Source organism: Curvibacter gracilis ATCC BAA-807 (assembly GCF_000518645.1).
GTDB classification, from domain to species: Bacteria; Pseudomonadota; Gammaproteobacteria; order Burkholderiales; family Burkholderiaceae_C; genus Curvibacter; species Curvibacter gracilis.
Genome location: NZ_JADZ01000004.1, coordinates 78,648 through 105,246, shown reverse-complemented (window position 1 = coordinate 105,246; position 26,599 = coordinate 78,648). Strand labels below are relative to the sequence as shown.

General features: G+C 68.6%; 23 protein-coding genes and 1 pseudogene. 16 read left to right on the top strand and 8 right to left on the bottom strand.

Annotated features, from left to right (window positions below; translation table 11 throughout):
* Positions 1–33: 33 nt before the first annotated feature.
* Positions 34–1,398: a sensor histidine kinase gene (locus tag L880_RS0100490; protein ID WP_027473996.1), complete on the bottom strand. Its 1,365-nt coding sequence runs from the start codon at positions 1,396–1,398 to the stop codon at positions 34–36.
* Positions 1,395–2,048, bottom strand: coding sequence for a response regulator (locus L880_RS0100485; RefSeq protein WP_027473995.1), 654 nt, complete (start codon positions 2,046–2,048; stop codon positions 1,395–1,397). The genes L880_RS0100490 and L880_RS0100485 overlap by 4 nt, the downstream gene beginning before the upstream one ends.
* 141 nt (positions 2,049–2,189) lie before the next feature.
* Here L880_RS0100485 and L880_RS0100480 point away from each other — a divergent pair, with 141 nt between their 5' ends.
* Positions 2,190–3,434: a serine hydrolase domain-containing protein gene (locus tag L880_RS0100480; protein ID WP_084460857.1), complete on the top strand. Its 1,245-nt coding sequence runs from the start codon at positions 2,190–2,192 to the stop codon at positions 3,432–3,434.
* A gap of 27 nt (positions 3,435–3,461) precedes the next feature.
* Positions 3,462–4,628: a serine hydrolase domain-containing protein gene (locus tag L880_RS31065; RefSeq protein ID WP_051442915.1), complete on the top strand. Its 1,167-nt coding sequence runs from the start codon at positions 3,462–3,464 to the stop codon at positions 4,626–4,628.
* Between the two features lie 46 nt (positions 4,629–4,674).
* Here the strand turns inward: L880_RS31065 and L880_RS0100470 are convergent, their stop codons facing one another.
* The 6 genes and pseudogenes from L880_RS0100470 to L880_RS36775 all read right to left on the bottom strand — a co-directional run.
* Positions 4,675–5,082, bottom strand: coding sequence for a GFA family protein (locus L880_RS0100470; protein WP_019577714.1), 408 nt, complete (start codon positions 5,080–5,082; stop codon positions 4,675–4,677).
* A gap of 94 nt (positions 5,083–5,176) precedes the next feature.
* Entirely contained in the window at positions 5,177–7,321 is a 2,145-nt protein-coding gene (locus L880_RS0100465; protein ID WP_051442914.1) for a TonB-dependent receptor, read from the bottom strand.
* A gap of 56 nt (positions 7,322–7,377) precedes the next feature.
* Positions 7,378–8,202, bottom strand: coding sequence for a HoxN/HupN/NixA family nickel/cobalt transporter (locus L880_RS0100460; RefSeq protein WP_027473992.1), 825 nt, complete (start codon positions 8,200–8,202; stop codon positions 7,378–7,380).
* Between the two features lie 125 nt (positions 8,203–8,327).
* Positions 8,328–8,795 carry a nickel-responsive transcriptional regulator NikR gene (nikR, locus tag L880_RS0100455; protein ID WP_027473991.1) on the bottom strand — a complete coding sequence of 156 codons (468 nt, stop codon included), beginning with the start codon at positions 8,793–8,795 and terminating at the stop codon, positions 8,328–8,330.
* A gap of 121 nt (positions 8,796–8,916) precedes the next feature.
* Positions 8,917–9,339, bottom strand: a complete 423-nt coding sequence (locus L880_RS31060) for a LysE family transporter (RefSeq protein ID WP_051442913.1) — start codon at positions 9,337–9,339, stop codon at positions 8,917–8,919.
* 25 nt (positions 9,340–9,364) lie between these two features.
* Positions 9,365–9,553: pseudogene (locus L880_RS36775) on the bottom strand (LysE family transporter); the annotation flags it as partial.
* 161 nt (positions 9,554–9,714) lie between these two features.
* Between L880_RS36775 and L880_RS0100445 the strand changes: the two are divergent.
* The 14 genes from L880_RS0100445 (at position 9,715) to L880_RS0100375 (ending at position 26,573) form a co-directional block, all read left to right on the top strand.
* Complete coding sequence (locus L880_RS0100445) at positions 9,715–10,716, top strand: LLM class flavin-dependent oxidoreductase (RefSeq protein WP_027473990.1); 1,002 nt, start codon at positions 9,715–9,717, stop codon at positions 10,714–10,716.
* 40 nt (positions 10,717–10,756) lie between these two features.
* Positions 10,757–12,139, top strand: coding sequence for an LLM class flavin-dependent oxidoreductase (locus L880_RS0100440; RefSeq protein WP_027473989.1), 1,383 nt, complete (start codon positions 10,757–10,759; stop codon positions 12,137–12,139).
* Between the two features lie 34 nt (positions 12,140–12,173).
* Positions 12,174–12,704 (top strand): GNAT family N-acetyltransferase, encoded by a 531-nt coding sequence (locus L880_RS0100435; protein WP_027473988.1) that lies wholly within the window; start codon positions 12,174–12,176, stop codon positions 12,702–12,704.
* Positions 12,705–12,763: 59 nt separating this feature from the next.
* Entirely contained in the window at positions 12,764–14,590 is a 1,827-nt protein-coding gene (locus tag L880_RS36585; protein ID WP_084460944.1) for an amino acid ABC transporter permease/ATP-binding protein, read from the top strand.
* A 25-nt stretch (positions 14,591–14,615) separates the two neighbouring features.
* The gene (locus L880_RS35385; RefSeq protein WP_157462519.1) at positions 14,616–14,783 is read left to right on the top strand and encodes a hypothetical protein; all 168 of its coding nucleotides are present in this window, start codon (positions 14,616–14,618) and stop codon (positions 14,781–14,783) included.
* A gap of 68 nt (positions 14,784–14,851) precedes the next feature.
* Complete coding sequence (locus tag L880_RS0100415) at positions 14,852–15,799, top strand: ABC transporter substrate-binding protein (protein WP_051442912.1); 948 nt, start codon at positions 14,852–14,854, stop codon at positions 15,797–15,799.
* A gap of 5 nt (positions 15,800–15,804) precedes the next feature.
* Entirely contained in the window at positions 15,805–16,866 is a 1,062-nt protein-coding gene (locus tag L880_RS0100410; RefSeq protein WP_027473985.1) for an LLM class flavin-dependent oxidoreductase, read from the top strand.
* Positions 16,867–17,056: 190 nt separating this feature from the next.
* Positions 17,057–18,700 (top strand): ABC transporter substrate-binding protein, encoded by a 1,644-nt coding sequence (locus L880_RS0100405; RefSeq protein WP_043328015.1) that lies wholly within the window; start codon positions 17,057–17,059, stop codon positions 18,698–18,700.
* 34 nt (positions 18,701–18,734) lie between these two features.
* Positions 18,735–19,670 carry an ABC transporter permease gene (locus tag L880_RS0100400; protein ID WP_245614851.1) on the top strand — a complete coding sequence of 312 codons (936 nt, stop codon included), beginning with the start codon at positions 18,735–18,737 and terminating at the stop codon, positions 19,668–19,670.
* Positions 19,667–20,557 (top strand): ABC transporter permease, encoded by an 891-nt coding sequence (locus tag L880_RS31050; RefSeq protein WP_084460853.1) that lies wholly within the window; start codon positions 19,667–19,669, stop codon positions 20,555–20,557. The genes L880_RS0100400 and L880_RS31050 overlap by 4 nt, the downstream gene beginning before the upstream one ends.
* Entirely contained in the window at positions 20,554–22,284 is a 1,731-nt protein-coding gene (locus tag L880_RS31045; protein WP_051442911.1) for a dipeptide ABC transporter ATP-binding protein, read from the top strand. Before L880_RS31050 ends, L880_RS31045 begins: the two co-directional genes overlap by 4 nt.
* Before the next feature lie 153 nt (positions 22,285–22,437).
* On the top strand, positions 22,438–23,922 hold the full coding sequence (locus tag L880_RS0100385) for a SidA/IucD/PvdA family monooxygenase (RefSeq protein WP_043328161.1): 1,485 nt from the start codon (positions 22,438–22,440) through the stop codon (positions 23,920–23,922).
* A 300-nt stretch (positions 23,923–24,222) separates the two neighbouring features.
* Positions 24,223–25,143, top strand: a complete 921-nt coding sequence (locus L880_RS0100380) for a TauD/TfdA dioxygenase family protein (RefSeq protein ID WP_084460851.1) — start codon at positions 24,223–24,225, stop codon at positions 25,141–25,143.
* 11 nt (positions 25,144–25,154) lie between these two features.
* Positions 25,155–26,573 (top strand): LLM class flavin-dependent oxidoreductase, encoded by a 1,419-nt coding sequence (locus L880_RS0100375; protein WP_027473980.1) that lies wholly within the window; start codon positions 25,155–25,157, stop codon positions 26,571–26,573.
* The last annotated feature ends 26 nt before the right edge of the window (positions 26,574–26,599 follow it).

Sequence of the window (26,599 nt, the reverse complement as noted above, 5' to 3'; positions counted from 1 at the left end):
CCTGAGCCGCCAAAGCCCTTCCCCCGTCACAGCTCAGCCAACACGCCACTCAACGGTCACACGCAGCCCCTGCCCGCCATCACCTTCTGCCAGCCACACCCGGGCGCCCAGCAGCCGGGCGGCCTCGTGCACGATCGCCAACCCCAGGCCCGAGCCCGGGCCAGCCCCCTGTCCTCGGAAGAAGCGCTCGAAGGCCCGCTCGCGTTCCTCCGCTGGCATGCCTGGGCCGTTGTCCTGCACCGTGATTCGATACTGCCCCGCCTGCTGTGTGAGATGCAGTTCCACCTGCGAACCCGGCGGACAGTGGTTGAGGGCATTGCGCAGCAGGTTGTCGAGGATGGAGTGCAGGGCCGGCACCAGCACCGTGGCCTGGCATTGATCCGGCGACTCCAGGGCCATCTCGATGTTGCGGGCATCGGCCAGTGGCGTGAGGTCGATCAGGTGCTGGCGGCACAGCGCCACCAGATCGATGGTCTGGGTGGGTCGGGCGATGTCCGGGGACTCCAGCCCGGCCAGGGTCAGCAGTTGCTCCACCAGATGCGATGTGCGCTGCACACCCCGCGCAATGCCCTGCCGGGCCAGCTCCGCCGCAGCGGCATCGGGCGCAGTGGCCAGGGCATGGGCCTGGGCGGCGAGCACAGCCAGCGGGGTGCGCAGTTCATGCGCGGTGTCGTGCGTCAGGCGGCGCTCATGCTCCAGGTGCCGGCGCGCACGCGCCAGCAGGCCATCGATGGCACCGACGATGGGCTGAAGCTCGGCATAGCGCAGGTCGAGTTGCAGGGGCGTCAGCGTGGCCGCATCGCGCTGCGCCAGGGCTGACACCAGCCGGCGCAGCGGTGCCAGCCCGGAGCGCACAGCCCACCACAGCGGCAGCAGCAGCAAGGGGATGGCCACGAAGACATCGGGCACCAGGGTGCCCCCTAGCCAGCGCAACAGCACGGCATCCTGCACCACCGGCTCCAGCAAGATGACTCGCCAGCGGCCGGTCTCGTGCAGGTAGGGCCAGTAGGCCCGCTGCGGCATTTGCAGTTCGGATTGCCGAAGCTGCTGCAGCGACAGTACCGGCAGGTCCTTGAGCTGCGCGGACGCATAGATCAGCCGCCCGTCAGAGGTCTGAAGTTCGAACGCCAGGTCTTCGATGTCGGGCAGTCCGGCAGCACGCCGTGACCGGTTGAATTGCAGCTCGGTGGCGCGCACGATGGCTGCGGCCAGCGTGGCATCGGCGTCGGCCAGTGCCTCACCCAGGCCCTCGGCTGCCGACCTTTGGGCCACGCGATCCGAGACGTGCCAGCGAAACGCCAGATAGTCCTTGGCGACCAGGGCCGCCACGACCAGCACCACGGCGGCGAGCAGCACCCCCAACAGGCGCCCTTGCAATGACGACGGCGGCCTCTTCATGGCCGGAGCTGGTAGCCCACGCCGCGCACGGTGCGGATGCGCTCGGCGCCGATCTTGCGGCGCAGGTTCGACAGGTGCACCTCGACGGTGGCCGCATCCACCGGCTCGCCCAGGGGTTCCAGCAACTGCCCCAGCAGTTGCTTGGGCACCACCGTGCTGCTGTCCTTGGCCAGGGCCAGCAGCAATTGGAATTCACGTGCAGACAAGGGCAGCAACTCGCCCTTCAGCCAGGCTTGGTGCGAGCGCGGCGACACTGCCAGTTCGCCCAGCTCCCACACCTCGCTGGCCTGCTGGCGATGGCGACGGTGCACGGCCCGCACGCGCGACAACAGCTCGGGAATTTCGAAGGGCTTGACGAGGTAGTCGTCGGCCCCTTCGTCCAGGCCCTCGAGTCGGTCCGTCAGCGCGGACCGCGCGGTGATGACGATCACCGGCGTGGTGATGCGCTTCATGCGCCAGTGGCGCAACAGGTCCAGCCCTTCCTGACCGGCCAGGGCGCGGTCCAGCAAGACCAGGTCGACCTCGGGCCCCATGGCGGCGCGGGCGTCGGCGGCGCGCCGCACCCATTGCGCGCTCACGCCCTCGGCCCGCAAGGCCGCCAGCAGGGCCGGGCCCAGATCAAGATCGTCTTCGACCAGGAGGATGTGCATGGCCGGGATTCTAGGGGGCCAATCTTGGGGAAACCCAAAGCGAGCGGGTCGCGCCTGCGGCGAGCCCTCCAAGCCGGAATTTGGCTTCTCTTTGGCTTGGTCTGCGCACACTGGCGGCCATCGCAACTTCAAGGCCTTCGCATGTCGACTCACGCCACTTGTTCACCTTTGCGCCGCCGTTCGGTGCTGCAACTTCTGCTGTCCGGCAGCCTGGGCCTTGGGCTGGAGCTTGGCCTGACGGGATGCGGCGGGGGCGCCGACAGTTCGGATCAGAGCCGACTCGCCGCCCTGCTCAAGGCCCAGGCTGACGCCGGGGTCGCTTCAGGCCTGGTCGGCATGGTGCTGGGCCAGGTGAGCGGCAAGGCCGGCAGCGTGGCCGTGGCCGTGTCAGGCAAGCGGCGTCAAGGCCAGAATGCCTCGGTGGAATCGCAAGACCGCTTCGCCATCGGCTCAAACACCAAGGCCATGACCAGTGCGGCCATTGTCGCGTTGGCCGAGCGCGGCGGCCCGGCCCTGTCCATGACCCTGCCGCAGGCCTTTCCGACCTGGGCTGGGGAGATCCACCCGGCCTACGCGCAGGTGACCCTGGCCGATCTGCTGCACCACCGCGGTGGCGTGCCGGCCTTCAACGGCAGCGGCCAGGAAGAGAACGCCTTCATCGCGGCGGTCAGCGCCGACACCCGCCCCCTGCCCGACACCCCGGTGGGCCGTCGCAGCTATTTCGCACGCTGGCTGCTGGCCCAGGCGCCTGCAGACGGTGTCGTGCCGGGGCGCGACTTCCACTACTCCAACGCAGGTTACGTGCTGGCAGCCGCCATCGTGGAAGCGCGCACGGGCAGGGCCTTCGAGGCCGTGTTTGACGAAGTGCTGGTGCAGCCCCTGGCCCTGCAAGGGGTTTGGCGATCCTGGGTGCCCAAGCCCACCGACCTGCTGTGGGGGCATGAGGGCCCCGCCGGGGCCCTGGCCGTGGTCGAGGCCACACCGGACAGCCTGGCCACCCAGGACTGGCTGGACATCATCGCCCCCGCCGGCAACTGGGCCTGCACGGGTGAGGCCTACGCGCAGTGGCTGCGCTGGCATGTGCAGGCGCTGCAGGGGGAGCGCACGCCGCTGCCGCAGGTCTATGTGCGCGACCTGCGCGCAGCCTCTGATGGCCGCTATGTCTGGGGCTGGCAGGCCGTGGCCACACCGAAGCGGCTGCTGCTGACCCACACCGGCCACGTGACCGGCTTCATGGCCGAGGTGGCACTCGACCGGGCTGGCGAGTTTGCCCTGTTCGGCCTGAGCAACACGGGCTACTTCGCCAAAGATGGCAGCAGTTGGGTGCTGGCCCGCATCGATCAGACGCTCGGCGAGGTGCTGAAGCAGCAATCGATGGCGCTGTGAGCGCCTGACGTCCAGTAGGATTTGCGCATGTCTCGGACCCTGCCTTCTGCCCTGCGCGGCTTCGGCCGCTCCAGCTGGATGGCCGCGCTTTTGCTGGTGGTGTCTTGTGCCTCACCGCCCAAAGCCGGCCTTGCTCCGGGCTCCACGGCCGCGTCTGCCGCCCCCAGCGAGCCGTTGCCGCAGTTGGCCCGGCAACACCATGTGTGCGCCGCAGCGGTGGCGGTGATCCGGCAGCGCGAACTTCAATCTGTCACGACGGCGTCGGGTTGCGGCCCTGCGCTGCAGGTGGCGCCTGACAGCGTGTTCCAGGCCGCATCACTGAGCAAACCAGTGTTCGCCTATGCGGTGCTGAAGCTCGTGCAACAAGGGCGGCTGGCGCTGGACGCGCCCGTGCTGCAGTACCTGCCCCAAGGCTATCGGCATGCCTTCAATCCACTGCACCCTGAGTTGGCCGCCCAAAGCGATGTCGTGACCGACCCGCGACTGGGTGCCGTGACCGTGCGCATGCTGTTGCAGCACACGGCCGGGCTGCCCAACTGGGCCTCGGGCCCGCTGCGCTTTGAAGGCACGCCGGGCCAGCGCTGGTCCTATTCCGGAGAGGGCTATGTGCTGCTGCAGCGGGCGGTTGAAAGCGTGATGCAACGCCCGCTGGACGAAGTGATGCAAGCGCTGGTCTTCACCCCGCTGGGCATGGGCCTGAGCAGCTACCGCTGGACACCCCAGGTCGGCGACCACTTGTTGCCAGGCACCAAAGCCAATGGGGAGCCGCGCAAGCAGGTACTCATGAACCAGCCGGTGGCAGCGTACAGCCTCTACACCACCGTGGATGACTATGCCCGCTTTGTGGTCGCCTGGTTGCGCGATCCGGCGCTCCAGGCGATGACAGCAGAGTCGCCCGTAGACGTCGACGCGGGCTTGAACCTGGCTTGGGGCTTGGGCTGGGGCCTGGAGACCTCGGTAGACGGCACCCGGTTCTGGCAGTGGGGCAACAACCCGGGCTACCGCGCGTTTGTGCTCGCCGTACCGGCCTCGGGCGATGCCCTGGTTCTTCTGACCAACAGCGACGCCGGGCTGAAACTGGTCGAACCGCTGGTGCGGAGCTACTTGCCAGGAGAGTACAAGGTCTTGCGCTCGTCTTTCTTGTCGGCAGGCGTGTTGGATACGCTTTGTGAGGTCTTGCGGGTGTGCCTTTGACAAGCCTCGGTGGACTGACGTTCGCCAAAACCGGCGACCACCCTTGTCAAGGTTGCCCGTGAAAAGCCGCCACGTCGTCGGGCAGGGTCACCCAGGGCAGGCGCCGCTGCGTCCAGATCTGCCGCATGGGCGAGCCGAGTTCGTGCCGCTGATTGAGCGTGCCAACGCGCAATGAATACGCCGTGGGCGCTTCGGCCGCGCAGGCATAGACCGGGGTGCCGCAGTGGCCACAAAACGCCAGCACCCGTCGGGCACCGCTGGCGGCCGTCTTGATGTAGGTGTTGGGCGTGCCACGGAGCAGGCGAAAGCTCGCGGCAGGTGCTGAAATATTGGCCCGAAAGGCCGAGCCCGAGTGGATCTGGCAGTCGTTGCAATGGCAGACCGAGATGCTGCCTTCCTGCACTTCAGCCTCGTAGGCAATGGCGCCGCAATGGCATTGGCCGTCAACTTTCAATTGATTTCTCCTGAGGGGCCGATGAGGCTCAAGCCCCCATTTTGCGACGCCACAGAACCAGACCCTGCCCCCACACCCTTTGTCGAGGGCCGCCTCAGAAAGCCACCCTGTAAGTGACCCGCACCGAGCGCGGCTCGCCCGGATGCACCACCCGGCCATTGACCGCCGCGGCCTCGCCGGGCAGCTGCGAGGCGTAGTAGTACTGGATGTCGTCCACCTTGCGGTTGAAGAGGTTGAAGACATCCACCGTCAGGCTGGCGGGGCGGCGGCTGAGGTCCAGCAGATCGCGGGTCACGCGCAGGTTGAAGGTGGAGGCGGGGGTGCTGCGCACCGAGTTGTCCTCGACCAGTGCGCCGCTGCCCAGGTAGCGCCACTGCAGGCTGGCCGACCAGGGGCCGATGGCCTTGACCGTGGCGGCGATCGAGGCCACCGAGTCCACCGCATTGGGGATGCGCTCGCCATTGGCAAAGCGCGCATGGGTGAGCGCCAGATCGGCGTCCAGCAAGAAGTGGGGGCTGGGGGTCCAGCGGTTGTTGAACTCGATGCCGTGGCGGCGGCTGGCGCCACTGGCCTCGGTGCTGCCGGCATCGCCCACATAGACCAGCTCAGAGTCTGAGTTCAGGCGCCAGAACGCCACCGAGCTTTGCAGGTTGGCGATGGCCTCGGTGCGCACGCCCAACTCCCAGCCACGGGCTGCCACCAGGCCGGGCACGGCCTGCACCGGGTCGCCGGTCCTGGGGTCGACCTTGGCCGTGGTGCCACGGGCGTCGTTGCTGTGAAAGCCCTTGCCAGTGTTGAAGAAGAATTCGGTCTGGGCCCAGGGGCCGGCCACCAGGGTGAGCTTGGGCGACAGCTGGCTGGCGCGGGCGCTGCCCGAGTTGGCCGGGTTGCTCAGGCTGTTGACGGCAAAGCGCGCCGTGTCGCCCCGCCAGCCCACCACGCTGCGCAGCCAGGGTGTCAGTTGCACGGTGCTCTGGCCGAACACGCCAAGCAGCGTTTCGCGCACATCGTCGAGCCGGGTGGTGGAGAGGATCTGGCGCGCCTGGGTGTCAAACAAGCCCACATGGATCCGGTCGTTGCGCAGTTGCACGCCCACTTCCGTGCGCGCGTCCAAGCCGGCAAGCGTGTGGTTCCAAGCCCTGGAGGCCTGGCCGCCGAACACGTTTCGGTCGTCCTGCTGCGAGAACTGATCGCCTGTGGCGGGGCGGTCCATGGCGTAGGTGAAGTTGGAGAACAGCTTGAGCGAATACTTCATCGCGTAGGCCGAGACCCGGGTCTCGCCTGTGCGGTCACGGTCGTGCCATTCGCCCGACAGGCTGTAACGCGAGGTGCTGCCGCCGTCGGTGGGGTCCACCGAGTCGTAGCGGCCAAATGGTCGGCCGTTGTAGGTGCCGGCATCGATCAGGCGCTGGGGCACCTGATCGGTGGAGTTCCAGCGGGCTTCATACGCCATCAGGCTCAGCGTGCTGCCACGCTCGCGCGTGCCCTGGGTCAGGCGCAGCACCGCGTTCTGGCGGTGCAGGCCCTCAGGCACGGTCCAGGGCCCGTTGTTGCCCATCCACTCCACCGCGCCCAGCAGCGTCAGGTCGTCACGCAGCTGAATGGTGTCGGCCGCCAACCCGCGCCGGTAGCCGTTCTGGCCCACCGAGACCTGGGCAAACGGGGCGTCCAGCCGGGTCTTGTAAAGGATGTCGGCCGCACCGGCAGCGGCAAAGTCGCCATGGGTGGCAAAGTACGGGCCCTTGCGGTACTCGATGCGCTCGACCAGCTCGGGGATCAGAAAGTTCAGGTCCGAGTAGCCCTGGCCGTGCCCATGGGTGGGCATGTTGACGGGCATGCCGTCCACGCGGGTGGCGAAATCGGTGCCGTGGTCCAGGTTGAAGCCGCGCAGAAAGTACTGGTTGGCCTTGCCGTCGCCCGAGTGCTGGGTGACGATCAAGCCGGGCACAAACTCCAGCACCTCACCCGGGCGCAGCGCGGGCCGGCTGGCCAGCAGCTCGGATCGGATCACCCCTTGCGAGGCGGCATCGCTGCTGCCGACCGAGTTGTCGTAGTGGCGGCCTGTGATGGTGATCGGTGCCAGGCTGGGGGGCTGGGGGGCCGCCGAGGCCTCGCTGTCGAGTGCAGGCGCAGCTTGGGCTGGTGCGGCTGGCTGGGCCTGCGCGGCAGAACAGGCCCAGGCCACCGCCAGAGCCAGGGTCGTGTGGCGCAGCTGCGCCTTTCCCTGAAGACGGCTCATGCCCGTCCGTGCCTTCACACCCTGCCTGATTTGCATCTGCACGTGCGCCATGCGGGTCACGGCGCGTGCTGCCGGGCTGGCGGGCGGCGCGCCGCCAGGGCCCGCGCCAGCAGGTAGCTGGCGGCCAGGCTCAGCACCAGCAAGGCGCCAAAGGCCAGTTCCTTGCCGTCGCTCCAGGCCTCGAAGGCCGGCGACACCAGGCGGCTGATGCCCAGGGCCGCCACCAGCAGGCTCACGCCGGCCACGGCCACCCCCATGACCCGCGAGGCCAGGGCCGCGATCTCGTCGGCACGGGCGATCAGCCGGGCAATCCACCAGCCGTTCAAGCCATCGGTGACCAGCATGCCCAGCACAAACAGCAAGCCCAGCGTCACCGACGGGATCACGCCACCAAACTGGGCGCCCGTGGCGGCAAACATCACCGACTGCGTGACCGTGTCGAACGACAAGGCAAACAAGGCGCCGACCGCCGCCACGCCCAAGGGGCTGCGCGCCTGCGCCAACCGCCCCAGGAAACGCCCCTTCAACGACACCAGGGGCACGGTCTTGCCCGGCGTGGCCGTCAGCACCGCATGCAGATTGATGGCGCCGATGGCCAGCAAAAAGGTGATCGACACCCAGGCCCCCAGGGCATCCAACCAGGCCGGGGGCGTCCAGCGCTCGGTCACCGAGCCCACCACGATGGCGATAGCCAGCACAATGGCGCCATGGCCCGCCGAAAACAGGGCCCCGCAATAACGCGCCACCCCGGCCCTGCGCTGCTGGTTCAGGCGGGTCAGGCCGTCGATGGCGGCCAGGTGGTCGGCGTCAAAGCCATGGCGCATGCCAAGCAGGAAGATGAGCGCACACAAGGCGCCCCAGTCGGTGGGTAGGTCATGCATGACAGCAACCGGGTGGAGTGGATTGGGGTTGGCAGGGTTTGTATGATAAATCCAGAAATGATCATACAAAATCCGTGCCATGCCATCTGCAGACAGGCAGGCACCCCAGAAAGCGGCCTGGGCCGCTAGCGCACCGGCCTGGTGCCTGCACCCACCACGGGCACCAGGTGCTCATGCCCGTGGGCGTGGTGTGCCGCCAGCGGCACGATGTGCAGCGCCCCGTGACTGACGCCCGCCTGGGTGGTGACCGATTTTGCAAAGGCCTGCACCAGCCGGGTCTGGCCGCGCAGGATCACCACCTCCACACAATGATCGTGGTCCAGGTGGGCATGGGTGGTCGAGATGGTGAGCTCGTGGTGCTCGTGCTGGAGGTCGGTCAAGCGCAGGGCCAATTGCCGCTGGTGGTGGTTGTACACATAGCTCAGCGTGGCCACGCACAAACCGTCGGGGTTGTCCTGCTGCCGGGCCTTGCCCAGATCGGCCCTCAAAAGATCGCGAAAGGCCTCGGACCGGTTCTCATAGCCCCGCTCGCTGACGATGGCGTCAAACGCATCGGCGAGGTCGTCGTCCAGGGACATGGTCAAGCGCTTCATGGGGGCTCCTGTGCAAACATCCATCCTCATCCAAGGGCACGGATGAGAGCGCCGACAGTTTAGAACGGGTTGACACCCCGGGCCCGGCAAAACGCCATGCCCCACACACCCATCCTGGCACTCACCGCCCCACCACCCGCTGCACACCCAGCAACACCAGCGCACCACCGGCCACCCCATTGATGGCGCGCTCCAGCCGCAAATAGCGCTGCCGCAGCGCTGGCAAGCCGAACACCACGGTGATGCCCAGATGCCAGCCCAGCGACATCAGCAAGACCGTCAGCACCACCAGCGCCTGGAACCAGGCGGGTGCCGCCTCCGGCAGCAAGGTGGCGAAGGCGCTGGTCCAGAACACGGCGCCTTTGGGGTTGGTGAGCCCGGTCATCAAGCCCACCCGGTAGGCCACTGCAGCCGTCGACGTGGCCACCAGCGGCACCGGGCCGGGTCGATGTACACCGGCCCGCAGGCTGAATGCAGACCGCAACAAGCCGGCCCCGTACCAGACCAGGTAGGCAGCCCCCAGCAGGCGCACGGCCGCTGCCACCAGGGTGGTGACTGAGCAGCAGGGCCGACAGGCCCGCCATCGACAAGACCACCCACAGCACCGAACCCGTCACCAGGCCCAGCACGGTCCAGCGCGCATCGCGTTGTCGCCCCTCGAGCGAGAGCTGGCTGAGGATGAAGAAATTGGGCCCGGGGCTGGCCAGCACGGCCAGGTACACCGCGGCAAGCAGCAGGAGTGAAGATGCGTAAGTCATGGCAGCACAGGTGGTTGGTGCATTAGAGCAAAAAGCACCTGCCGACGCCCGGACCCGTGCCGCCAGCAGATATTCATATGCGCAAATCGGCCTACCCTTGCGCGACCCTGCGGCCGAGAATCCGCGGCATCGAACTCCCTGCCGCTGTGCGGCCGCCTGCCGTGTCCTACCTGATCTCGCTGCTCGACAAAAGCCCGGTACCCGAAGGTGCCTCCGCTGCCCAGGCGCTGGCGCACACCGTGGCGCAGGCCGAACGTGCCGAGGTACTGGGCTACCACCGCTTCTGGGTGGCCGAGCACCATGGCAGCACCGGCCTGGCCGGGGCCGCCCCCGAGGTGCTGGTGGCCCACATCCTGGCGCGCACCTCGCGCATCCGGGTGGGCTCGGGCGGGGTGATGCTGCAGCACTACAGCCCCTACAAGGTGGCCGAGACCTTCCGCGTGCTGGCCGCCCTGGCCCCAGGCCGGGTGGACCTCGGCATTGGCAAGGCGCCCGGCGGACTGCCGCTGTCCACCCGGGCGCTGCAAAGCCGGCACGATGCACGCCACCCGGCCAGCTTCGAATCGCTGCTGCTGGAGCTGGACGGCTGGCTGCGGGATGTGCCACCCCCCGAGGGCCCGCCCGACAAGGCCTGGATCACGCCGCAGCTCGCCACGCCCCCGCAACAGGTCTTGCTGGGCGCCAGCCCCGGCAGCGCGGCCCTGGCCGCCGAGCTGGGCTGGGACTTCTGCTATGCCGGGCACTTCAATGGCGACACCGACAACATCGAACGCAGCATCGAGGCCTACCACCGCGTGCGCGGCCGGGTGCCTTCGCTGGCCCTGTATGCTTTTGCCGCCCCTGAGGCGGCCCAGGCGGTGCAACAGGTGGGAGAACTGCGCATCCACAAGCTGCACCTGCCGGGCGGCCTGAGCTTCAACCTGCCCACGCCCGAAGCCGCAGCCGAGTTTGCGCGCCAGGCCGGGGTGGGTGACTACCGCATCGAAGAGACCCGCCCGCATGTGATCGCGGGCGATGCCGAACAGGTCCACGCCGAGCTGGAGCGCCTGCACCAACGCTTCGGCATCCCCGAATTCGTGATCGACACCCCGGTGCCCGCCTTTGCGGCGCGCCGCCGCTCGATCGAACTGCTGGCCGAGGCCTTGCACGCCGTCGCGGCCTGAAGCGCCCCCCACCGAAGCCCATCACCCGACAGGAGCCGCCATGAGCAACTCACCAGCCCAGCCAGGCCACCGGCCACCCATCATCTTCGGCCTGATGCTGCAAGGTGCAGGCGGCCACATGAACGCCTGGAAGCACCCCTCGGGCCCGGCGGATGCCAGCGTCAACCTGAACTTCTACATCGACACCACCCGCCGTGCCGAGGCGGCCGGCATCGCCTTTGCGTTCGTCGCCGATGGCTTGTTCATCAACGCCAAGTCAATCCCCCACTTTCTCAATCGCTTCGAACCCATCTCCATCCTGTCAGCACTGGCCACCGTCACCTCCAAGATCGGCCTGGCGGGAACTGTGTCCACCTCGTACAGCGAACCCTTCACCGTGGCGCGGCAGTTCGCCTCGCTCGACCTCATCAGCGGGGGGCGAGCAGGCTGGAACGTGGTCACCACCCCTCTGGAAGGCACGGCCGCCAACTATGGCCGCGCCCACCCCGAGCACGCGCTGCGCTACCAGATCGCCGACGAATACCTGCAGGTGACCCAGGGCTTGTGGGACAGCTGGGACGACGACGCCGTGGTGCGCAATCGCGAGACCGGCCAGTTCTTTGACCCCGACAAGCTGCACACGCTGAATCACAAGGGCCGCTTCTTCGAGGTGGCCGGGCCACTCAACATCGGGCGTTCGCCCCAGGGCCAGCCGGTGATCTTCCAGGCCGGCTCCTCGCCCGCGGGCATCGGCCTGGCCGGCAAGTACGCCGACGCGGTGTTCACCCATTCGCCCTCGGTCGAGGAGACACGCCAGTTCCTGCGCCAGGTGAAGGACAGCGCCATCGCACAGGGCCGGCAGGGCAGCGATGTGAAGGTGTTCCCTGGCATCGGTCCGGTGGTGGGCGCCACCGAGGCGCAGGCCGAGGCCAAGTACCGCGCGATCCGCGAGCTGCTCAACATTGACGAAGCCCTGGCCTACCTCGGCCGCTTCTTTGATCACCACGATTTCAGCCAATACCCGCTGGACGAACCCTTTCCTGAGCTGGGCGAGATCGGGCGCAACAGCTTCCAGTCGACCACTGACCGCATCAAGCTCGAAGCCCGCCGACGTGGCCAGACCCTGCGCGAGGTGGCACTGGAAGTGGCCACGCCGCGCTCGCGCTTCGTGGGCACGGGCGAGCAGGTGGCCGACGAGATCATCCGCTGGGTGGACGAGGGTGCGGCCGACGGCTTCATCCTGGGCTTTCCGCTGCTGGCCCAGGGGCTGGAGGATTTCATCACCCATGTGATCCCGATTCTGGAGGCACGCGGGCGCTACCAGCGTGAATTGAGCGGCCACACCCTGCGCGACCACCTGGGCCTGCCCCGCAAACCCAGCCGCTACGCCAACGGCGCGCTGGATGGCGCGGCCGCCGATGCCACACTGGCCCACGCGGCCTGAGCGCCCGACAGGATCCGAGCACTTCAAGCTGGCCATGCCTGACGCCTTTCTGTACACCAGCCCCGACGACGCGCGGGCCCGTCCCCTGGTTGAAGCCCTGACCTGGGAATACGACAGCCGCTACGGCAATCTGTTCGATGAAGAGGGCGTGCCCCCTGAAATGGAACGCTACCCGGCCAGCGACTTTGCCGTGCCCCATGGCAATTTTGTCTTGCTGATGCGCGACGGCGTGGCCATCGGGGGCGGTGCGTTCAAGCGCTTTGACGCCGAGACCGCCGAGTTCAAACGCATCTGGACCCGGGCCGACCTGCGCCGCCAGGGGCTGGCCCGGCGCATCCTGATCGAGCTGGAGGCCCAGGCCGCGCGCCAGCACTATCGGCGCATCTACCTCACCACCGGCTGCCGCCAGCCCGAGGCCGTGGGCCTGTACCTGGGTTGGGGTTACACAGCGCTGTACGACCGCAGCATCGACCCCGAGATCCACCGCACCCTGCCTTTCGAGAAATGGCTGCCGACGCCCCCGGCCTCGGTGGCCCAGCCCGAGGCCCTGGCCTCGGCCGCCTGATCTCCGGCCACCCCACTGCCCACCCACTGCCCACCCACTGCCTATTCCGGCCCCTCACCATGTCTGCCACCTTGCCCTTGCCCGGCGCCAAACCGGCCACCGGCTCCACCCCACCCGCCGAGGCCTCGACGCCCCCAGATGCCGGCACACCAGCGTCCGGCGATTTTTCGCACTACCGCGTGGTCCCGGCGCGCTACACCGCGCGCTGGATCGGTACTGCGCTGGCTGCGGTGCTGCTGCTGGCGCTGGGCCAGTCGGTGCTTGGCAACCCACGCTGGGGCTGGGGGGTTTTCGCCGAATGGTTTCTGGCCGAGCCGGTGCTGGTGGGCCTGGGTCGCACCCTGCTGTTGACGGCGCTGGGCGCGCTGTTCGGCTTTGCGCTGGGCGGGCTGCTGGCGGCGGCCCGCGTCTCGCGCTCGCACCTGCTGGCCAGCCTGGCCTGGGGCTACACCTGGGTGTTCCGCTCCATCCCGCTGATCGTGCTGCTGTTGATCCTGAACAACCTGGGCTACCTGTACGAAAACGTGTGGCTGGGCGTGCCTTACACCGACATCACTTTCTTCAGCTACCCCACCACCCAACTGATCAGCCCCTTTGCTGCCGCTGTGCTGGGGCTGACCCTGAACCAGGCCGCGTTCTCGTCTGAGATCATCCGCGGCGGCATTCTGTCGGTGGACCGCGGCCAACTCGAGGCCGCCGCCGCCCTGGGCCTGCCACGGCGTCGCCAGGCCTTGCGCATCGTGCTGCCGCAAGCCATGCGCAGCATCCTGCCCACGGCCTTCAACGACATCATTGGCCTGGCCAAGGGCACCTCCAATGTCTACATCCTGGCGCTGCCCGAGTTGTTCTACACCATCCAGGTCATCTACCGGCGCAACCTTGAAGTGGTGCCCCTGCTGATGGTGGCCACCGTGTGGTACCTGGTGATCCTGTCAGTGCTGTCGCTGGTGCAGGCCCAACTGGAGCGGCGCTACGCCCGTGGGGCACTGCGTGAGGCCGTGCCTTCGCTGTGGCAACGCTGGCTGCGGCGTGCCAGCCGGCCCCAGGCACAGCCCCAAGTCACCACGCCCCTTGCCTGCCCCTGCACCCCGGCGGCCACGGCGGGCTGGCTGGCCAGCCCGCAACGCGGTGGCGAGATCACGGTGCGCGGGGTGCACAAGCACTACGGCGCCCTGCAGGTGCTGCAAGACGTGAACCTGCACCTGCCGGCGAGCAGCGTCACGGTCATCATCGGGCCTTCGGGCTCGGGCAAATCCACCCTGCTGCGCAGCCTGAACCACCTGGAGCGGGTGGACGAGGGCTTCATCGCCATCGATGGCGAGTTGATCGGCTACCGCCAGCAAGGCCATACCCTGTATGAGCTGAAAGAAAAAGACATCCTGCGCCGCCGCGTCGATGTGGGCATGGTCTTCCAGTCTTTCAACCTGTTCCCGCATTTGAGCGTGCTGGAGAACCTGACCGAGGCCCCGCGCGCCGTGCTGGGCCTGCCCGAAACACAGGCGCACACCCTGGCCCTGGAACTGTTGCAGCGGGTGGGTCTGGCCGACAAGGCCCATGCCTACCCGCGCCAGCTCAGCGGGGGCCAGCAACAGCGTGTGGCGATCGCCCGGGCTCTGGCGCTCAGCCCCAAGGTGCTGCTGTTCGACGAGCCCACGTCGGCCCTCGACCCCGAACTGGTGAAAGAGGTGCTCGATGTGATCCAGGAACTGGCCCGCTCGGGCACCACCCTGGTGGTGGTGACCCACGAGATCGGCTTCGCCCGCGAGGTGGCCGACACGGTGGTCTTCATGGAGCAAGGGCGGGTGCTGGAGGCCGGTCCGCCCGCCCAGGTGCTGTCGGCGCCCCAGCACCCCCGTACCCGAGCATTCCTGGCCCAGGTGCTGTGAGCACCCTGCCCTGAAAGAGTCTTTCATGCCCATCTCTGCCCTGCCTGAACAAGCTGCCGCCATCGCGCCTGACGCCTCGCTGTCTGAGCGCCTGCTGCGATCCACCCGCCTCTCGCCAACCCTGGCGCTGCGCCTCACCCAATGGGGCCTGCTGGCGCTGTTCCTGACCGCGGCTGCCTGCCACCACGGCTGAGTGGCCTCCCGCACGTATCGATGCACGCAAGCCCGCCTGATTTTTCTGCCCCAAGGACCCTACGCACCATGATCTCCCGACGCCATGCCACGCTGCTGCTCACCCTGGCCCTGAGCGCCCTCACCCTGGCCAGCCCCAGCGCTGTTGCCGCTGGTGCCGCCGATGCCTTTGACTTCAGCCCCCAGCAGGCCGCCCGCGTGCGCGCCGACAAGAACCCGGCGGCCATCGCTTTGCTGCCCAAGAACTTCAAATGGGCCCAGGAGGGCACACTGACCGTGGGCATCCATCCGTTTGCGCCCCCCATCGCCACCTACGCCACCGATGCGCGCACCCCGGTGGGCTTCGACCCCGACTATGCCCAGCTGGTGGCCGACGCCCTGGGCCTGAAGCTGCAACTGGTGCCCGTGGCCTGGGCCGACTGGCCGCTGGGCCTGCAATCGGGCAAGTACGACGCGGTCATCTCCAACGTGGGCGTGACCGAGCAGCGCAAGGAGAAGTTCGACTTCAACACCTACCGGCTGGGTCTGCACGGCTTCTTCGTCAAGACCGACAGCCCCATCAAGTCGCTGCGCGAGCCCAAGGACGTGGCCGGTCTGCGCATCATCACCGGCTCGGGCACCATCCAGGAGCGCATCCTGCTGGAGTGGAACCGCCAGAACCTGGCCCAGGGCCTGAAGGCGCTCGACCTGCAGTACTACGACGACGATGCCGCCGCCACCGTGGCCCTGCTGTCGGGCCGGGCCGATGCCAACTTCAACCCCCACGCACCGCAGGCCTACAAGGCCGCCCTCGACGGCAAGACCCGGCTGGCTGGCACCGTCAATGCGGGTTGGCCGCTGAAGGCCGACGTGGCCATCACCACCCGCAAGGGCAGCGGCCTGGTCGAGGCCCTGGCTGCGGCCACCAATGGCCTGATCCGCAGCGGCCGCTACGGCCAGGCCCTGGCGCGCTGGAGCCTGCAGACCGAGGCGGTGGAAAAGTCCGAGGTCAACCCACCGGGCCTGCCCAAGTTCTGAGCACCATGCCTGTGCGCATCGACCGCATTGCCTTCCTGACTCCCGGCAACTACGACGAGGCCAACCCTGCCCAGGGTCTTGAAGAGGCCTTGCAACTGCTGGCCACCGGCGAGGCCCAGGGCTGGAACGGGGCCTGGGTGCGCCAGCGGCACCTGGAGCGCGGCGTCTCCTCTGCCAGCACCTTTCTGGCCGCGGCCACACAACGCACCCAGCGCATCGAGCTGGGTGCGGCCGTGATCCAGATGGGCTACGAGAACCCTTTTCGGCTGGCCGAAGACCTGGCCACGGTGGACGTGCTGTCGCACGGGCGCCTGCAGGTGGGCCTGAGTGCGGGCGCACCGCCGCTGGGCGCTCTGCTGGGCGAGCGCCTTTTTGACGCCGACCCAGCGCAGATTGACTTCTCGCACCAGCGCGTGCTGCGGCTGCGGCACAACCTCAGCGGTGATTGGATAGGCGACGACGGTGATCGGATCGAATCGCCGGCCGGTGCCCAGCGCCCCCGCCTGCAGCCGCAGTCGCCCGGGCTGGTGAATCGGCTCTGGTATGGCGGCGGCTCGCTGCGTTCGGCCGAATGGGCCGGGCGCCATGGCTTTCACCTGCTGATCGGCAACCTCAACCAGGGCGAACAGAGCGACGATTTCTGGGCTGTGCAGGCCCGGCAGCTGGGCCTTTTCCGTCAGCATTGGCAGGCCACCCAGGGGCCGGTGGCTCCCCGCGTGGCGCTGGGCCGGGTGATCGTGCCCTGGGACAGCGCCACCCCAGCCACACGCCGCCGCTACCAGGCCTTTGCCGACAGTCGCCACGCACGCACGCTGGCGCCACAAGGCCCGCGCCGCACCCTGTTTGCCCCAGACCTGGTGGGCAGCGCCGATGCCATCCTGCAGCAGTTGCAGCGCGACCCCATCGTGGCCCAGGTCAGCGAACTGCGGCTGGAGCTGCCCTATGACCTGCCCGCGCAAGACTACGCGCAGATCCTGCACGACTTTGTGCACCTGATTGCCCCTGAACTGGGTTGGCGGCCCGCAGGCGCCTTGGCCGCCCCCAGCTTGAGCACCGCCCTGCTCTGAGCGCGGACAGACCGCCGCCGTGCTGCCCGCAAGGCCCTTCTTTTTTGTTCTATCGAGCCTTGTTTTTGTTCGTTCGCGAGGGACAGGCCGAACCGTATCGTCCAGGGCATTTGTTGCGACAGATCAACACGCCGCAATGCACTTCTGATCTACCGCCCCGGCGCCTATGCCTTCCCTTGTTGCTGCCCTCATGACCCACCACCGCCCCGCCCTGTCGTCTCTGACGGCCCTGCCCACCTTGTCTCTGCTGGCCCTGCTGGCCGCCCATGGCACTGCCTGGTCCAACGAAGCCGGCGTGGCCGGCGGCCAACTGACCTGGGGCGTGACCACCGAACCCGCCTGCTTCAACCCGCATCGCTCGTCGCAGCAAAACGCCTTTCTGGTGATCCGCAACTACATCGACTCGCTGGTGGGCAAGCGCAGCGATGGCGTTTTTGTGCCCTGGCTGGCCAAATCGTGGAGCGTGTCCGGCAATGGCAAGGAATACACCTTCCAGCTGCGCGAAGACGTGCGCTTTCACGACGGTGAACGCTTCAATGCCGAGGCCGTGAAGGCCAACTTCGACTTCATCCGCAACCCCAAGAGCAGTGCCGCGGCCGCCTCCTTCCTGGAGTTCTACCTGCGCACCGAGGTGGTGGGCCCCTACACCGCCAAGGTCGTGCTGTCGCAGCCCGACTCGGCCTTTCTCGAATCGGTGTCCAGCGTCAAGCTGGGCTTTCTGTCACCCAAGACCCTGGCGGCCGAGGCCGATCTGTGCTCGGGCGGGCCGGGCCTGGTGGGCACCGGGCCCTTCATCTTCGATCAGTACCAGCGTGGCCAGTCGGTGAGCTTTCGCAAGAACCCGGCCTACCAGTGGGCGCCCGCCTTTGCCCAGCACACCGGCCCGGCCTACCTGGACCGCGTGACCTACCGCTTCCTGCCCGAATACGCGGTGCGCACCGGTGCACTGAGCTCTGGCCAGGTGGACCTCATCGAGGGCGTGCAGCCCACCGACATCAGTGCCTTCAAGGATGTACCCGGCTTCAAGCTGCTGACCGGTCCCTCGTCGCAGACTTCATTCACCTTGAACATCAACTACCGCCGCGGGGTGGCCACCGACATCCGGGTGCGCCGCGCACTGCGCGACGGCTTTGACGTCGACGCCCTGGTCAAGAGCATCTACCTGGGCACGGTGCCCCGGGCCTGGTCCAACATCGGACCCGACAACTCGGGCTACAACCCGCGCCTGGCCGGCACCTGGGGCCACCGCGTCGCCGAGGCCAACAAGCTGCTCGATGAGGCCGGCTGGACGGGCCGCGATGCCCAGGGCTACCGCACCAAGGACGGCAAGCGCCTGAGCATCGAGGTGGGCTACCCACAACCCTATGTGCGCGACAACCGCGACCTGTTGATCCAGGGTATCCAGGCAGCCCTGCGCAAGAACATCGGGCTGGACCTGAACCTGCGCATCGTGAACAACGGCGAGTGGACCAAATCGCTGGCTGACGCCAGCTGGTCGATCTACCCCAACACGTTGAACCCGGCCGATGCTGCCCTGGAGCTGCGCGATGTGCTGGGCGACACCGGCTTTCTGTACACCAAGACCGTGCCGGACGCCGGCAAGGTCGACACCGAGCTGACCGGCCTGATCAACGAAGCCCGCTTGCAAAGCGACCTGAAAAAACGCCAGGCGCTGCTCGACAAGATCCAGCAGATCGCAGTGGACCGGGCCTACATCGTGCCGCTGTTCGCCCCCCACTATGTGGTGGCCGCCAAGCGCCAGGTCGAGGGCATCAGCTTCGAGGCCCAACTCGACTCGCCCTCCAACTCGCACGACCTGTGGCTGCGCAAATAAGCCATCCTGGCCCTTGCAGCACCTCTTTGCCAACATGCAATCCACCCACCCTGTGCTGAAAGCCGCCCTGCTGCGCCTGGGCAGCGCCCTGCTGGTGATGTGGCTGGCCGCCAGCGCCACCTTTGTGGCGCTGCATTCGCTGCCGGGCCGCATCCAGGACATCCTGGCCGGCGACCTGGAGCTGCCCGGCCTGAAAGAGGCCATCAGTGCCGAATGGGGCCTGGACCGCAGCCTGCCCGTGCAATACCTGGATTTCATCGTGCGCATCGCGCACGGCGACTTCGGCAGCTCGTATGTGATGCGCCAGCCCGTCAGCAGCATCATCGGTTCACAGGTGCTGCCCACGGTCACCCTGGCTTTGCTGGCCGGCGCACTGGCCGCGCTGATCGCCCTCACCTTGGCCACCCTGACCGCAGGGCGCCCCGGCCCGGCACGGCGTCTGGCCGCCACGCTGGAGCTGGGCAGCGCCTCGGTGCCGGTGTTCTGGCTGGGCATTCTGCTGTTGATGGCGTTCTCGTTTCGGCTGCCCTGGTTCCCGGTCTCGGGGGATGAGGGCTGGCGGGCCCTGGTGCTTCCCACCGTCACCCTGGCCCTGCCCACCGCCGGCATCCTGACCCAGGTGCTGCGCGAAGCCATGGAAAAGGCCCTGGAACAGCCCTTCGTGACCACCGTGCGTGCCCGCGGCCTGGGCGAGCTGGCGGTGCGCCTGCGCCATGTGCTGCGCCACGCCCTGCTGCCCGCCGTCACGCTGGGCGGCTGGCTGGTGGGCAACCTGCTGGGCGGTGCGGTGATCACCGAGAAGGTGTTCGGCCGCCCCGGCCTGGGCACCGTCACCCTCAACGCAGTGCTGTCGCAGGACGTGCCCGTGGTGCTGGCCGTGGTGCTGCTGGCCGCCTTTGTCTATGTGCTGGTCTCCACCGCCCTCGACTTGCTCTACCTGGCGATCGACCCCCGACTGCAAACACCATGAGCACCTTGCCTGCAGATTCCGTGCCCGCGACCACGGGCGAGAACGCGAACCGATTTTCAGCGGCCTCCTCTGTGCGCACCCTGGCCCACTGGCCCTGGGGTGCCGTGCTGGCCGCAGTCTTCATCGCCGTGCTGGCGGGCGTCACGGCCTTCCCGCAAAGCCTGAGCAGCGATGACCCGCTGTCGGGCGACATCACCCAAGGCCTGCTGGCGCCCGGGCCCGAGCACTCGTTCGGCACCGACCAGCTCGGCCGCGATGTGTTCACCCGCGTGGTCCATGGGGCCCGGTATTCGCTGCTGATCGGGCTGGCCGCCATGGCCATCAGCGTCAGCGTCGGGGTCCTGCTGGGTGTGGCCAGCGGCCTGGGCGGCCGCTGGCGCGACGAAGGCATCAGCCGCCTGTTCGACGTGTTGTCGGCCTTCCCCGCCGTGCTGCTGGCCCTGCTGGTGGTCACCTTCCTGGGCCCGGGGCTGTTCAACATCGCACTGGCCATCGGCATCGCGGGCATCCCCAAGTTCGGCCGCGTGGTGCGCAGCCAGACCCTGCTGGTGCGCCGCGCCGACTATGTGACGCAAGCCGTCATCTACGGGCGCAGCCGCCTCGACACCCTGCTGCGCCACCTGCTGCCCAATGTGCTGGTGGCCGTGCCTGTCATTGCCACCATCAATGTGGGCAGCGCCATCATTGCCGTTTCGGGCCTGAGCTTTCTGGGTCTGGGCCCTCAGCCGCCCACGCCCGAGTGGGGCGTGATGCTGGCCGAAGGACGCGGCATCCTGCGGGTTGCCTGGTGGGCCGGCCTGTTCCCGGGCCTGGCCATCACCACCTCGGTGCTGGCCTTCTCGGTGCTGGGCCAGCACCTGCAACGCCGCTTCGAGGGCCGCCAATGAGCCACGATCCCCACTGGCTGGTCGATGTGGCCGGCCTGCAGATCAGCACCGGTCGGCGCGACCAGGAGACCCGGCTCGTGCAGAACCTCAGCCTGCAGATTGCCGCTGGCGAATGTGTGGCCCTGGTGGGCGAATCGGGCTCGGGCAAAAGCCTGAGCGCACGCGCCCTGCTGGGCCTTGCGGGCGAGGGCTTGCTGGTGCAGGCCGAACGCCTGCAACTGGCTGGCGAAAACGCCCTGAACTTCAGCCCCCGACAGTGGCGCCAGCGCCGCGGCACCCTGGCCGGGCTGGTGATGCAGGATGCGCTGGTCTCGCTGGACCCGCTGCGCACCATCGGGCAGGAGGTCGAAGAAACCCTGCTGCGCCACCACCTGCTGCCCAACCGCGCCGCGGTGCGCGTGCGGACCCTGCAGGCCCTGCAAGAGGCCGGCATGGACCACCCCGAGCAGCGCGCCAGCCAATATGCCCACCAGCTCTCGGGAGGCTTGCGCCAGCGCGCCCTGATCGCGGCCGCCATGGCGGCCCGCCCGCGCCTGCTGATCGCGGACGAACCCACCACGGCCCTGGATGCGACCGTGCAAGCCCAGGTGCTGGAGCTGCTGGCCCAACGCGTGCAGGAGGGCATCGGCCTGCTGCTGATCAGCCACGACCTGGCCCTGGTGGCCCGCATGGCTCAGCGCGTGATCGTGCTGCGCCACGGCCAGGTGGTGGATGCCGGCCCCACCGACCAGGTGCTCAGCCGCCCCCGCCACGCCTACACCCGCCAACTGCTGGCATCGGTGCCCTCGGCCGCCTCGCGCGGACACTGGCTGGCCAGCGCGCGCGCCGAGGAATGGCCCGATGGGCGGGTGCTCATCCAACGCACGGCCCTGCCAAGCCGAAGCGCCGGCCCGGCTGGACAGGCTGCGGCGCCATCACAGACTTCAGAGACCTCGCAAGAGCCCTTGATCCGTGTGCAGCAGGTCAGCAAGCACTTTGGCAGCGGCGCCCAGCAGCACAGCGCGCTGCAGGAGGTGTCGTTTGATCTGCAGCGCGGCGAGGTGCTGGGCATCGTGGGCGAGTCGGGCTCGGGCAAGAGCACCTGCGCCCGCATCCTGCTGGGCCTGCAGGAGCCCGACAGCGGGCAGGTGCTGTTGCAGGGACTGCCCTGGAGCGGCGTGGCCGAACCCCAGCGCCGCGCCCTGCGCCCCCAGCTGCAATACATTCCACAAGACCCGCTGAGCTCGTTCGATCCGCGCTACGACGTGGCCCGCATCGTGGCAGAGAACCTGCCGCCGCAGGACAAACCAGCCCGCCAACGCCGCCTGGCCCAACTGCTTGACCAGGTGGGCCTGCCTGCTGCCGTGCTGGCGCGGCATCCGCGCAGCCTGTCGGGGGGACAGCGCCAACGCGTGGCGATTGCCCGCGCCCTGGCTGCCCAGCCCGCGGCCATCGTGTGCGACGAGCCCGTGTCGGCGCTCGACATCCATGTGCAGGCCCAGGTGCTGGACCTGCTGACCGAGCTGCGCCTGCGCCTGGGCACGGCGCTGGTGTTCATATCGCACGACCTGGGCGTGGTGCAGCACATCAGCGACCGGGTGCTGGTCTTCCATCAGGGGCGCATCGTCGAGCAGGGCGAGGCCTCGGCCCTGTTCGCCGCTCCCAGCCACCCCTACACCCGGAGCCTGCTCGCAGCAGCGCAGCACGGCCACCCTCAGGCGCCCGTTGCACTGCAGCGTGCCGCCTGAAGCGCCCGTGCGGTGCGGGGTCTGCAAGAGCACCTCACCCCCGCATAAGCACAGACGGAAATCTCAATTGACCCTGGCCGGGCCACGGCGTGAACATGGTCGTCAACCTGTTCAACCCCAACGATGACCGCGCCCGTCCGCGGCCCGCACACCATGTCACACATCGACCCCTCCCTGGACGCTGCCGCCCTGCAAACCCTGCGCTGGATCGGCGCTCCGCCCGACAACTGGGTCAGCCCGCACCCGGGCATCGACCACGATGTCACGGTGGTGGGCTCGGGGCACACCGGCAGTACCTTTGCCTTTGCGCTGCAGCGCGCCGGCATCCGCAAGCTCAACGTGATCGATGCCGCGGCTGACGAGGCCGGCGCCGGTCTGTGGCGCCACCGCGCCCGCATGCAGCAACTGCGCACACCCAAGAACCTGGTGGGCCCTGAACTGGGCTTGCCTGCATTGGGCTTTCAGGCGTGGTACGAGGCGCGCCACGGCGAGGCCGCCTTTGCCGCGCTCGACCGCATCCCGCGCCTCGAATGGCCGCTGTACCTGAGCTGGTTCCGCGAGATCACTGGCTTGCAGGTGCGCTACCAGACCCGGCTGCTGCGCATCGAACCCGTGCCCGCCCAGGGCCTGGTGCCCGAGCACCTGCGCCTGCACCTGGAGGTGGCCGGCCAGCCCCGCACCGAGACCACGCGCAAGCTGATCCTGGGCAATGGCGTGGCCGGCAGCGGTGGCCCGAACGTGCCGACCGTGGTGGCGGCCCTGCCGCGCAAGCTGTGGGCCCACACCTCCGACCTGATCGACTTCAATGCCCTGCGCAACCGCCGCGTGGCCGTGATCGGTGGGGCCGCCTCGGCCTTTGACGCCGCCGGCGTGGCCCTGGAACAGGGCGCCGCCGAGGTGCGCCTGTTTGCCCGGCGCGAGCACCTGGCCGCCCTGCCCGTGCTGCGTGCCCGTGGCTACCCCGGCGCCTACGACAACTACCCACTGCTGCCCGATGCGGTGCGCTGGACCCAGGCCCTGCGCTACCAGCAGGCCGGCTCGACCGCACCGGCCGACTCGATCCAGCGCGTGCTCAAGCACCCGCAGTTCCATCTGCACCTGGGCGTGACCTGGCAGGCCGCCCAGGCCCATGAGGGCGTGGTGCGTGCCGAGGTGGGCGGTGAACGCTTCGACTTCGACTATGTGATTGCCGGCACCGGCTTCCACGCCGACCTGGCCCTGCGCCCCGAGCTGGCCAGCCTGGCCCCACTGGCCGCCCAATGGCGCGACCGCTATCAGCCGCCAGCCCACGAGCGCCATGAGGGCCTGGCCAGCCACCCCTACCTGGGCCTGGGCAGCGAGCTGCAGGAGAAGGTGCCCGGCACCGCCCCCTGGCTGCAGCACATCCACATCTACAACCCGGGCGGCTTTGTGAGCAGCGGCCTGCCCCTGGGCGACGTGCCCAGCCTGCGCCGCGACGTGCCGCGCGTGGTGCGCCACATCAGCCAGTCGCTGTTCCTGAGCGACTGGCCCCTGCACGAGCAGCGCTTCAATGCCCCGGTGCCACCCGACTTCACCGAGGCGCTGTACGCGCAGGCGCTCTGGCGGGGTCCTGAGGCTGCGACCGCCGCCACTGAACTCGCAGCAGCGCAAGCCTGAGGCCACGGCGCCTGCCTTGCCCTGCCCAATAATTAAGCAGGGCAAGGCAAGCCCTTTCAAATCAATGGCTTAGCACCGCTTTGCAGGCCAAGGGCACGGCTTGTCCACAGCTTTGTCCAGGGATTGCAGGGAGAAGTCGGCACCGGGCGGGGCCGCCTGCCTTGCCTGCCACCCGCCCCGCCCCCGCATGTGCATATCTGCTTTTCTTCCTTGGTGGGCCATGGGGCGGCCCCTAGCATCCCCTTCGATTCCAACCATCCACAACCCGGCTGCCGCAAGCGGCCAATGACAAGGGTCGCCATGTCCGCCGTACTCCGCCCCACCGACACCGAGACAACCCCCGTCCGCCTGGACTCGAACAACCTGGGCACGCTGCACATCACTCCGCTGGACGCGCCACTGGGGGCCCGGGTCAGTGGCATCGACCTGCGCGATCGGCCCACTGCAGCCCAGGTGCTGGCCCTGAAGGCGGCGCTGCGGCGCCACCACATACTGGTGTTCTCTGGCCAGTCGCCCAGCGATCAGCAGTACCTCGACTTCACGCTGCATTTCGGCACCGTGTTCACGCCCCCGCGCAACGCGCCGGTGCTGGGCTCGGACCCGTATGGCAACACGCCCGACGTGGTGCGCGTGTCCAACGTGGACGACGGCCTGCTGGGCAACCACGAGCTGCCGGCCCACGCCGACCACCACTGGACACCCCAGCCCTCGGCCGGCTCGCTGCTGCTGGCCCTGGAGGTGCCCACCCAGGGGGGCGACACCACCTGGCGCAACCTGGCCCTGGCCTACGACACGCTGGACGAGGCCACCCGCCGCGAGATCGACGGCCTGCAGCTGATCACCTACAACCCCTTCTTGCGCTCCAAGAAGCCGCTGCCCGGCGGCAAGGTCAACTACCGCACACCCGACATCGAACCCGTGACGCCCTGGGTGGCCCACCCGCTGGTGCGCACCCACCCCGACAGCGGCCGCCGTGCCCTGTTCCTGGGTGAAGGCACCGAGGTGGAGCTGGTGGGCTACGAGCCCCAGGCCGGCGCGGCCCTGATCGCACGCCTGCGCGCCCACCTGCTGCAGGATCGCTTTGCCTACACCCACCGCTGGCAGGTGGGCGACGTGGTGTATTGGGACAACCAGATCACGCTGCACGGCCGCACCGAATTCGACCCGGCCCAGCGCCGCGTGCTCAAACGCATCAGCCTGTCGGGCAGCACCCCGTTCTGAAGCCCCGCACCGTGCCCCGCGAGCTGCTGCTCAACGCCTTCGACATGAATACCGTGGGCCACCTGGCCCACGGCCTGTGGCGGCACCCGCGCGACCAGGCCCGGCGTTACACCGACATCCACTACTGGCAGTCGCTGGCCCAGACGCTGGAGCGCGGGCTGTTCGACGGCCTGTTCCTGGCCGATGCAGTCGGCCTGTACGACGTCTATGGCGGTGGCCCTGAGGCGGCGCTGGAGGCCGGTGTGCAGGTGCCGGCCAACGACCCGGCGGTGCTGGTGCCTGCCATGGCGGCGGTCACGCAACACCTGGGCTTTGGCATCACCGCCAACCTGAGCCACGAGCCCCCCTACCTGTTTGCCCGGCGCATGTCCACCCTGGACCACCTGAGCCAGGGGCGCCTGGGCTGGAACATCGTCACGGGCTTTCTCGACAGCACGGCCCGTGCCCACGGCCAGCCCAGCCAGACCCGACACGACGAGCGCTACGACCGGGCCGACGACTACATGGCGCTGGTCTACCAGCTGTGGGAAGGCAGCTGGGCCGACGATGCGGTGCTGGCCGACCCGGCCAGCGGCCAGTACACGCGGCCCGAACGGGTGCGCACCGTGCGCCACCAAGGGCCCTACTACCAGCTGGAGGCCATCCACCTCAGCGAGCCTTCACCCCAGCGCACGCCTTTGCTGTTCCAGGCCGGGGCATCGGCCCGCGGGCTGCGCTTTGCCGCCCGTCATGCCGAGGCGCTGTTTCTGCCCAACCAGGGGCTGCAGGGCACGGCCCAACTGGTGCAGCAGCTCGCGGGCTCGCTGCAGGCCGAGGGCCGCCCGCGCGACAGCTACCGCCTGCTCACCTCGCTGGAGGTGGTGGTGGGGCGCGATGCCGACGAGGCCCGTGACAAGTACGCCGACTACGCCCGCCATGCCCGCCCCCAGGCCGCCCTGGTGCAGTTGGCCAGCGCCACCGGGATCGACTTCTCGCGCTACGCGCCCGACGAGCCGATCCGCCCGGACAGCCTGGGTGAGGGCATCCAGTCCATCGTGCGTTCGCTGGCGCAAAGCGCGGGCCATGGGCCCGACGGCGCCGTGACGGTGCGGGAACTGCTGGCCCAGATGCCCCTGGGTGGCCGCATCAACCCCATCGTGGGCTCGCCCGATGAGGTGGCCGCCGCCTTGCTGCACTGGGCCGACCACACCGGGGTGGACGGCTTCAACCTGGTGCGCACCGTGACCCCCGAATGCTTTGTCGACTTCATCGACCTGGTGGTGCCTCGCCTGCAGGCCCTGGGCCGCTACAAGACCGCCTATGCCCCCGGCACCCTGCGCGAAAAGCTGACTGGCCACGGGCCCCACCTGCCCGCCGCCCACCCTGGCGCCCAGGCGCGCCAGGCCACGGCCTGCCCCCCTCATGCCGGCCGACCCGCACCGCGTCCCTGACCTCTCTCTTCACCTCACCCAAGCCC

What these genes read in the sequence shown, in the direction of transcription:
- L880_RS0100410 (WP_027473985.1), top strand. Translation starts at nt 15,805, where the DNA reads ATGCCTGTGCGCATCGACCGCATTGCCTTCCTGACTCCCGGCAACTAC.
- L880_RS35385 (WP_157462519.1), top strand. Translation starts at nt 14,616, where the DNA reads ATGCCCATCTCTGCCCTGCCTGAACAAGCTGCCGCCATCGCGCCTGAC.
- L880_RS31045 (WP_051442911.1), top strand. Translation starts at nt 20,554, where the DNA reads ATGAGCCACGATCCCCACTGGCTGGTCGATGTGGCCGGCCTGCAGATC.
- L880_RS0100490 (WP_027473996.1), bottom strand. Translation starts at nt 1,398, where the DNA reads ATGAAGAGGCCGCCGTCGTCATTGCAAGGGCGCCTGTTGGGGGTGCTG.
- L880_RS31065 (WP_051442915.1), top strand. Translation starts at nt 3,462, where the DNA reads ATGTCTCGGACCCTGCCTTCTGCCCTGCGCGGCTTCGGCCGCTCCAGC.
- L880_RS31050 (WP_084460853.1), top strand. Translation starts at nt 19,667, where the DNA reads ATGAGCACCTTGCCTGCAGATTCCGTGCCCGCGACCACGGGCGAGAAC.
- L880_RS0100460 (WP_027473992.1), bottom strand. Translation starts at nt 8,202, where the DNA reads ATGCATGACCTACCCACCGACTGGGGCGCCTTGTGTGCGCTCATCTTC.
- nikR (WP_027473991.1), bottom strand. Translation starts at nt 8,795, where the DNA reads ATGAAGCGCTTGACCATGTCCCTGGACGACGACCTCGCCGATGCGTTT.
- L880_RS0100385 (WP_043328161.1), top strand. Translation starts at nt 22,438, where the DNA reads ATGTCACACATCGACCCCTCCCTGGACGCTGCCGCCCTGCAAACCCTG.
- L880_RS36585 (WP_084460944.1), top strand. Translation starts at nt 12,764, where the DNA reads ATGTCTGCCACCTTGCCCTTGCCCGGCGCCAAACCGGCCACCGGCTCC.
- L880_RS0100380 (WP_084460851.1), top strand. Translation starts at nt 24,223, where the DNA reads ATGTCCGCCGTACTCCGCCCCACCGACACCGAGACAACCCCCGTCCGC.
- L880_RS0100415 (WP_051442912.1), top strand. Translation starts at nt 14,852, where the DNA reads ATGATCTCCCGACGCCATGCCACGCTGCTGCTCACCCTGGCCCTGAGC.
- L880_RS0100465 (WP_051442914.1), bottom strand. Translation starts at nt 7,321, where the DNA reads ATGAGCCGTCTTCAGGGAAAGGCGCAGCTGCGCCACACGACCCTGGCT.
- L880_RS0100405 (WP_043328015.1), top strand. Translation starts at nt 17,057, where the DNA reads ATGACCCACCACCGCCCCGCCCTGTCGTCTCTGACGGCCCTGCCCACC.
- L880_RS0100485 (WP_027473995.1), bottom strand. Translation starts at nt 2,048, where the DNA reads ATGCACATCCTCCTGGTCGAAGACGATCTTGATCTGGGCCCGGCCCTG.
- L880_RS0100440 (WP_027473989.1), top strand. Translation starts at nt 10,757, where the DNA reads ATGAGCAACTCACCAGCCCAGCCAGGCCACCGGCCACCCATCATCTTC.
- L880_RS0100480 (WP_084460857.1), top strand. Translation starts at nt 2,190, where the DNA reads ATGTCGACTCACGCCACTTGTTCACCTTTGCGCCGCCGTTCGGTGCTG.
- L880_RS0100435 (WP_027473988.1), top strand. Translation starts at nt 12,174, where the DNA reads ATGCCTGACGCCTTTCTGTACACCAGCCCCGACGACGCGCGGGCCCGT.
- L880_RS0100400 (WP_245614851.1), top strand. Translation starts at nt 18,735, where the DNA reads ATGCAATCCACCCACCCTGTGCTGAAAGCCGCCCTGCTGCGCCTGGGC.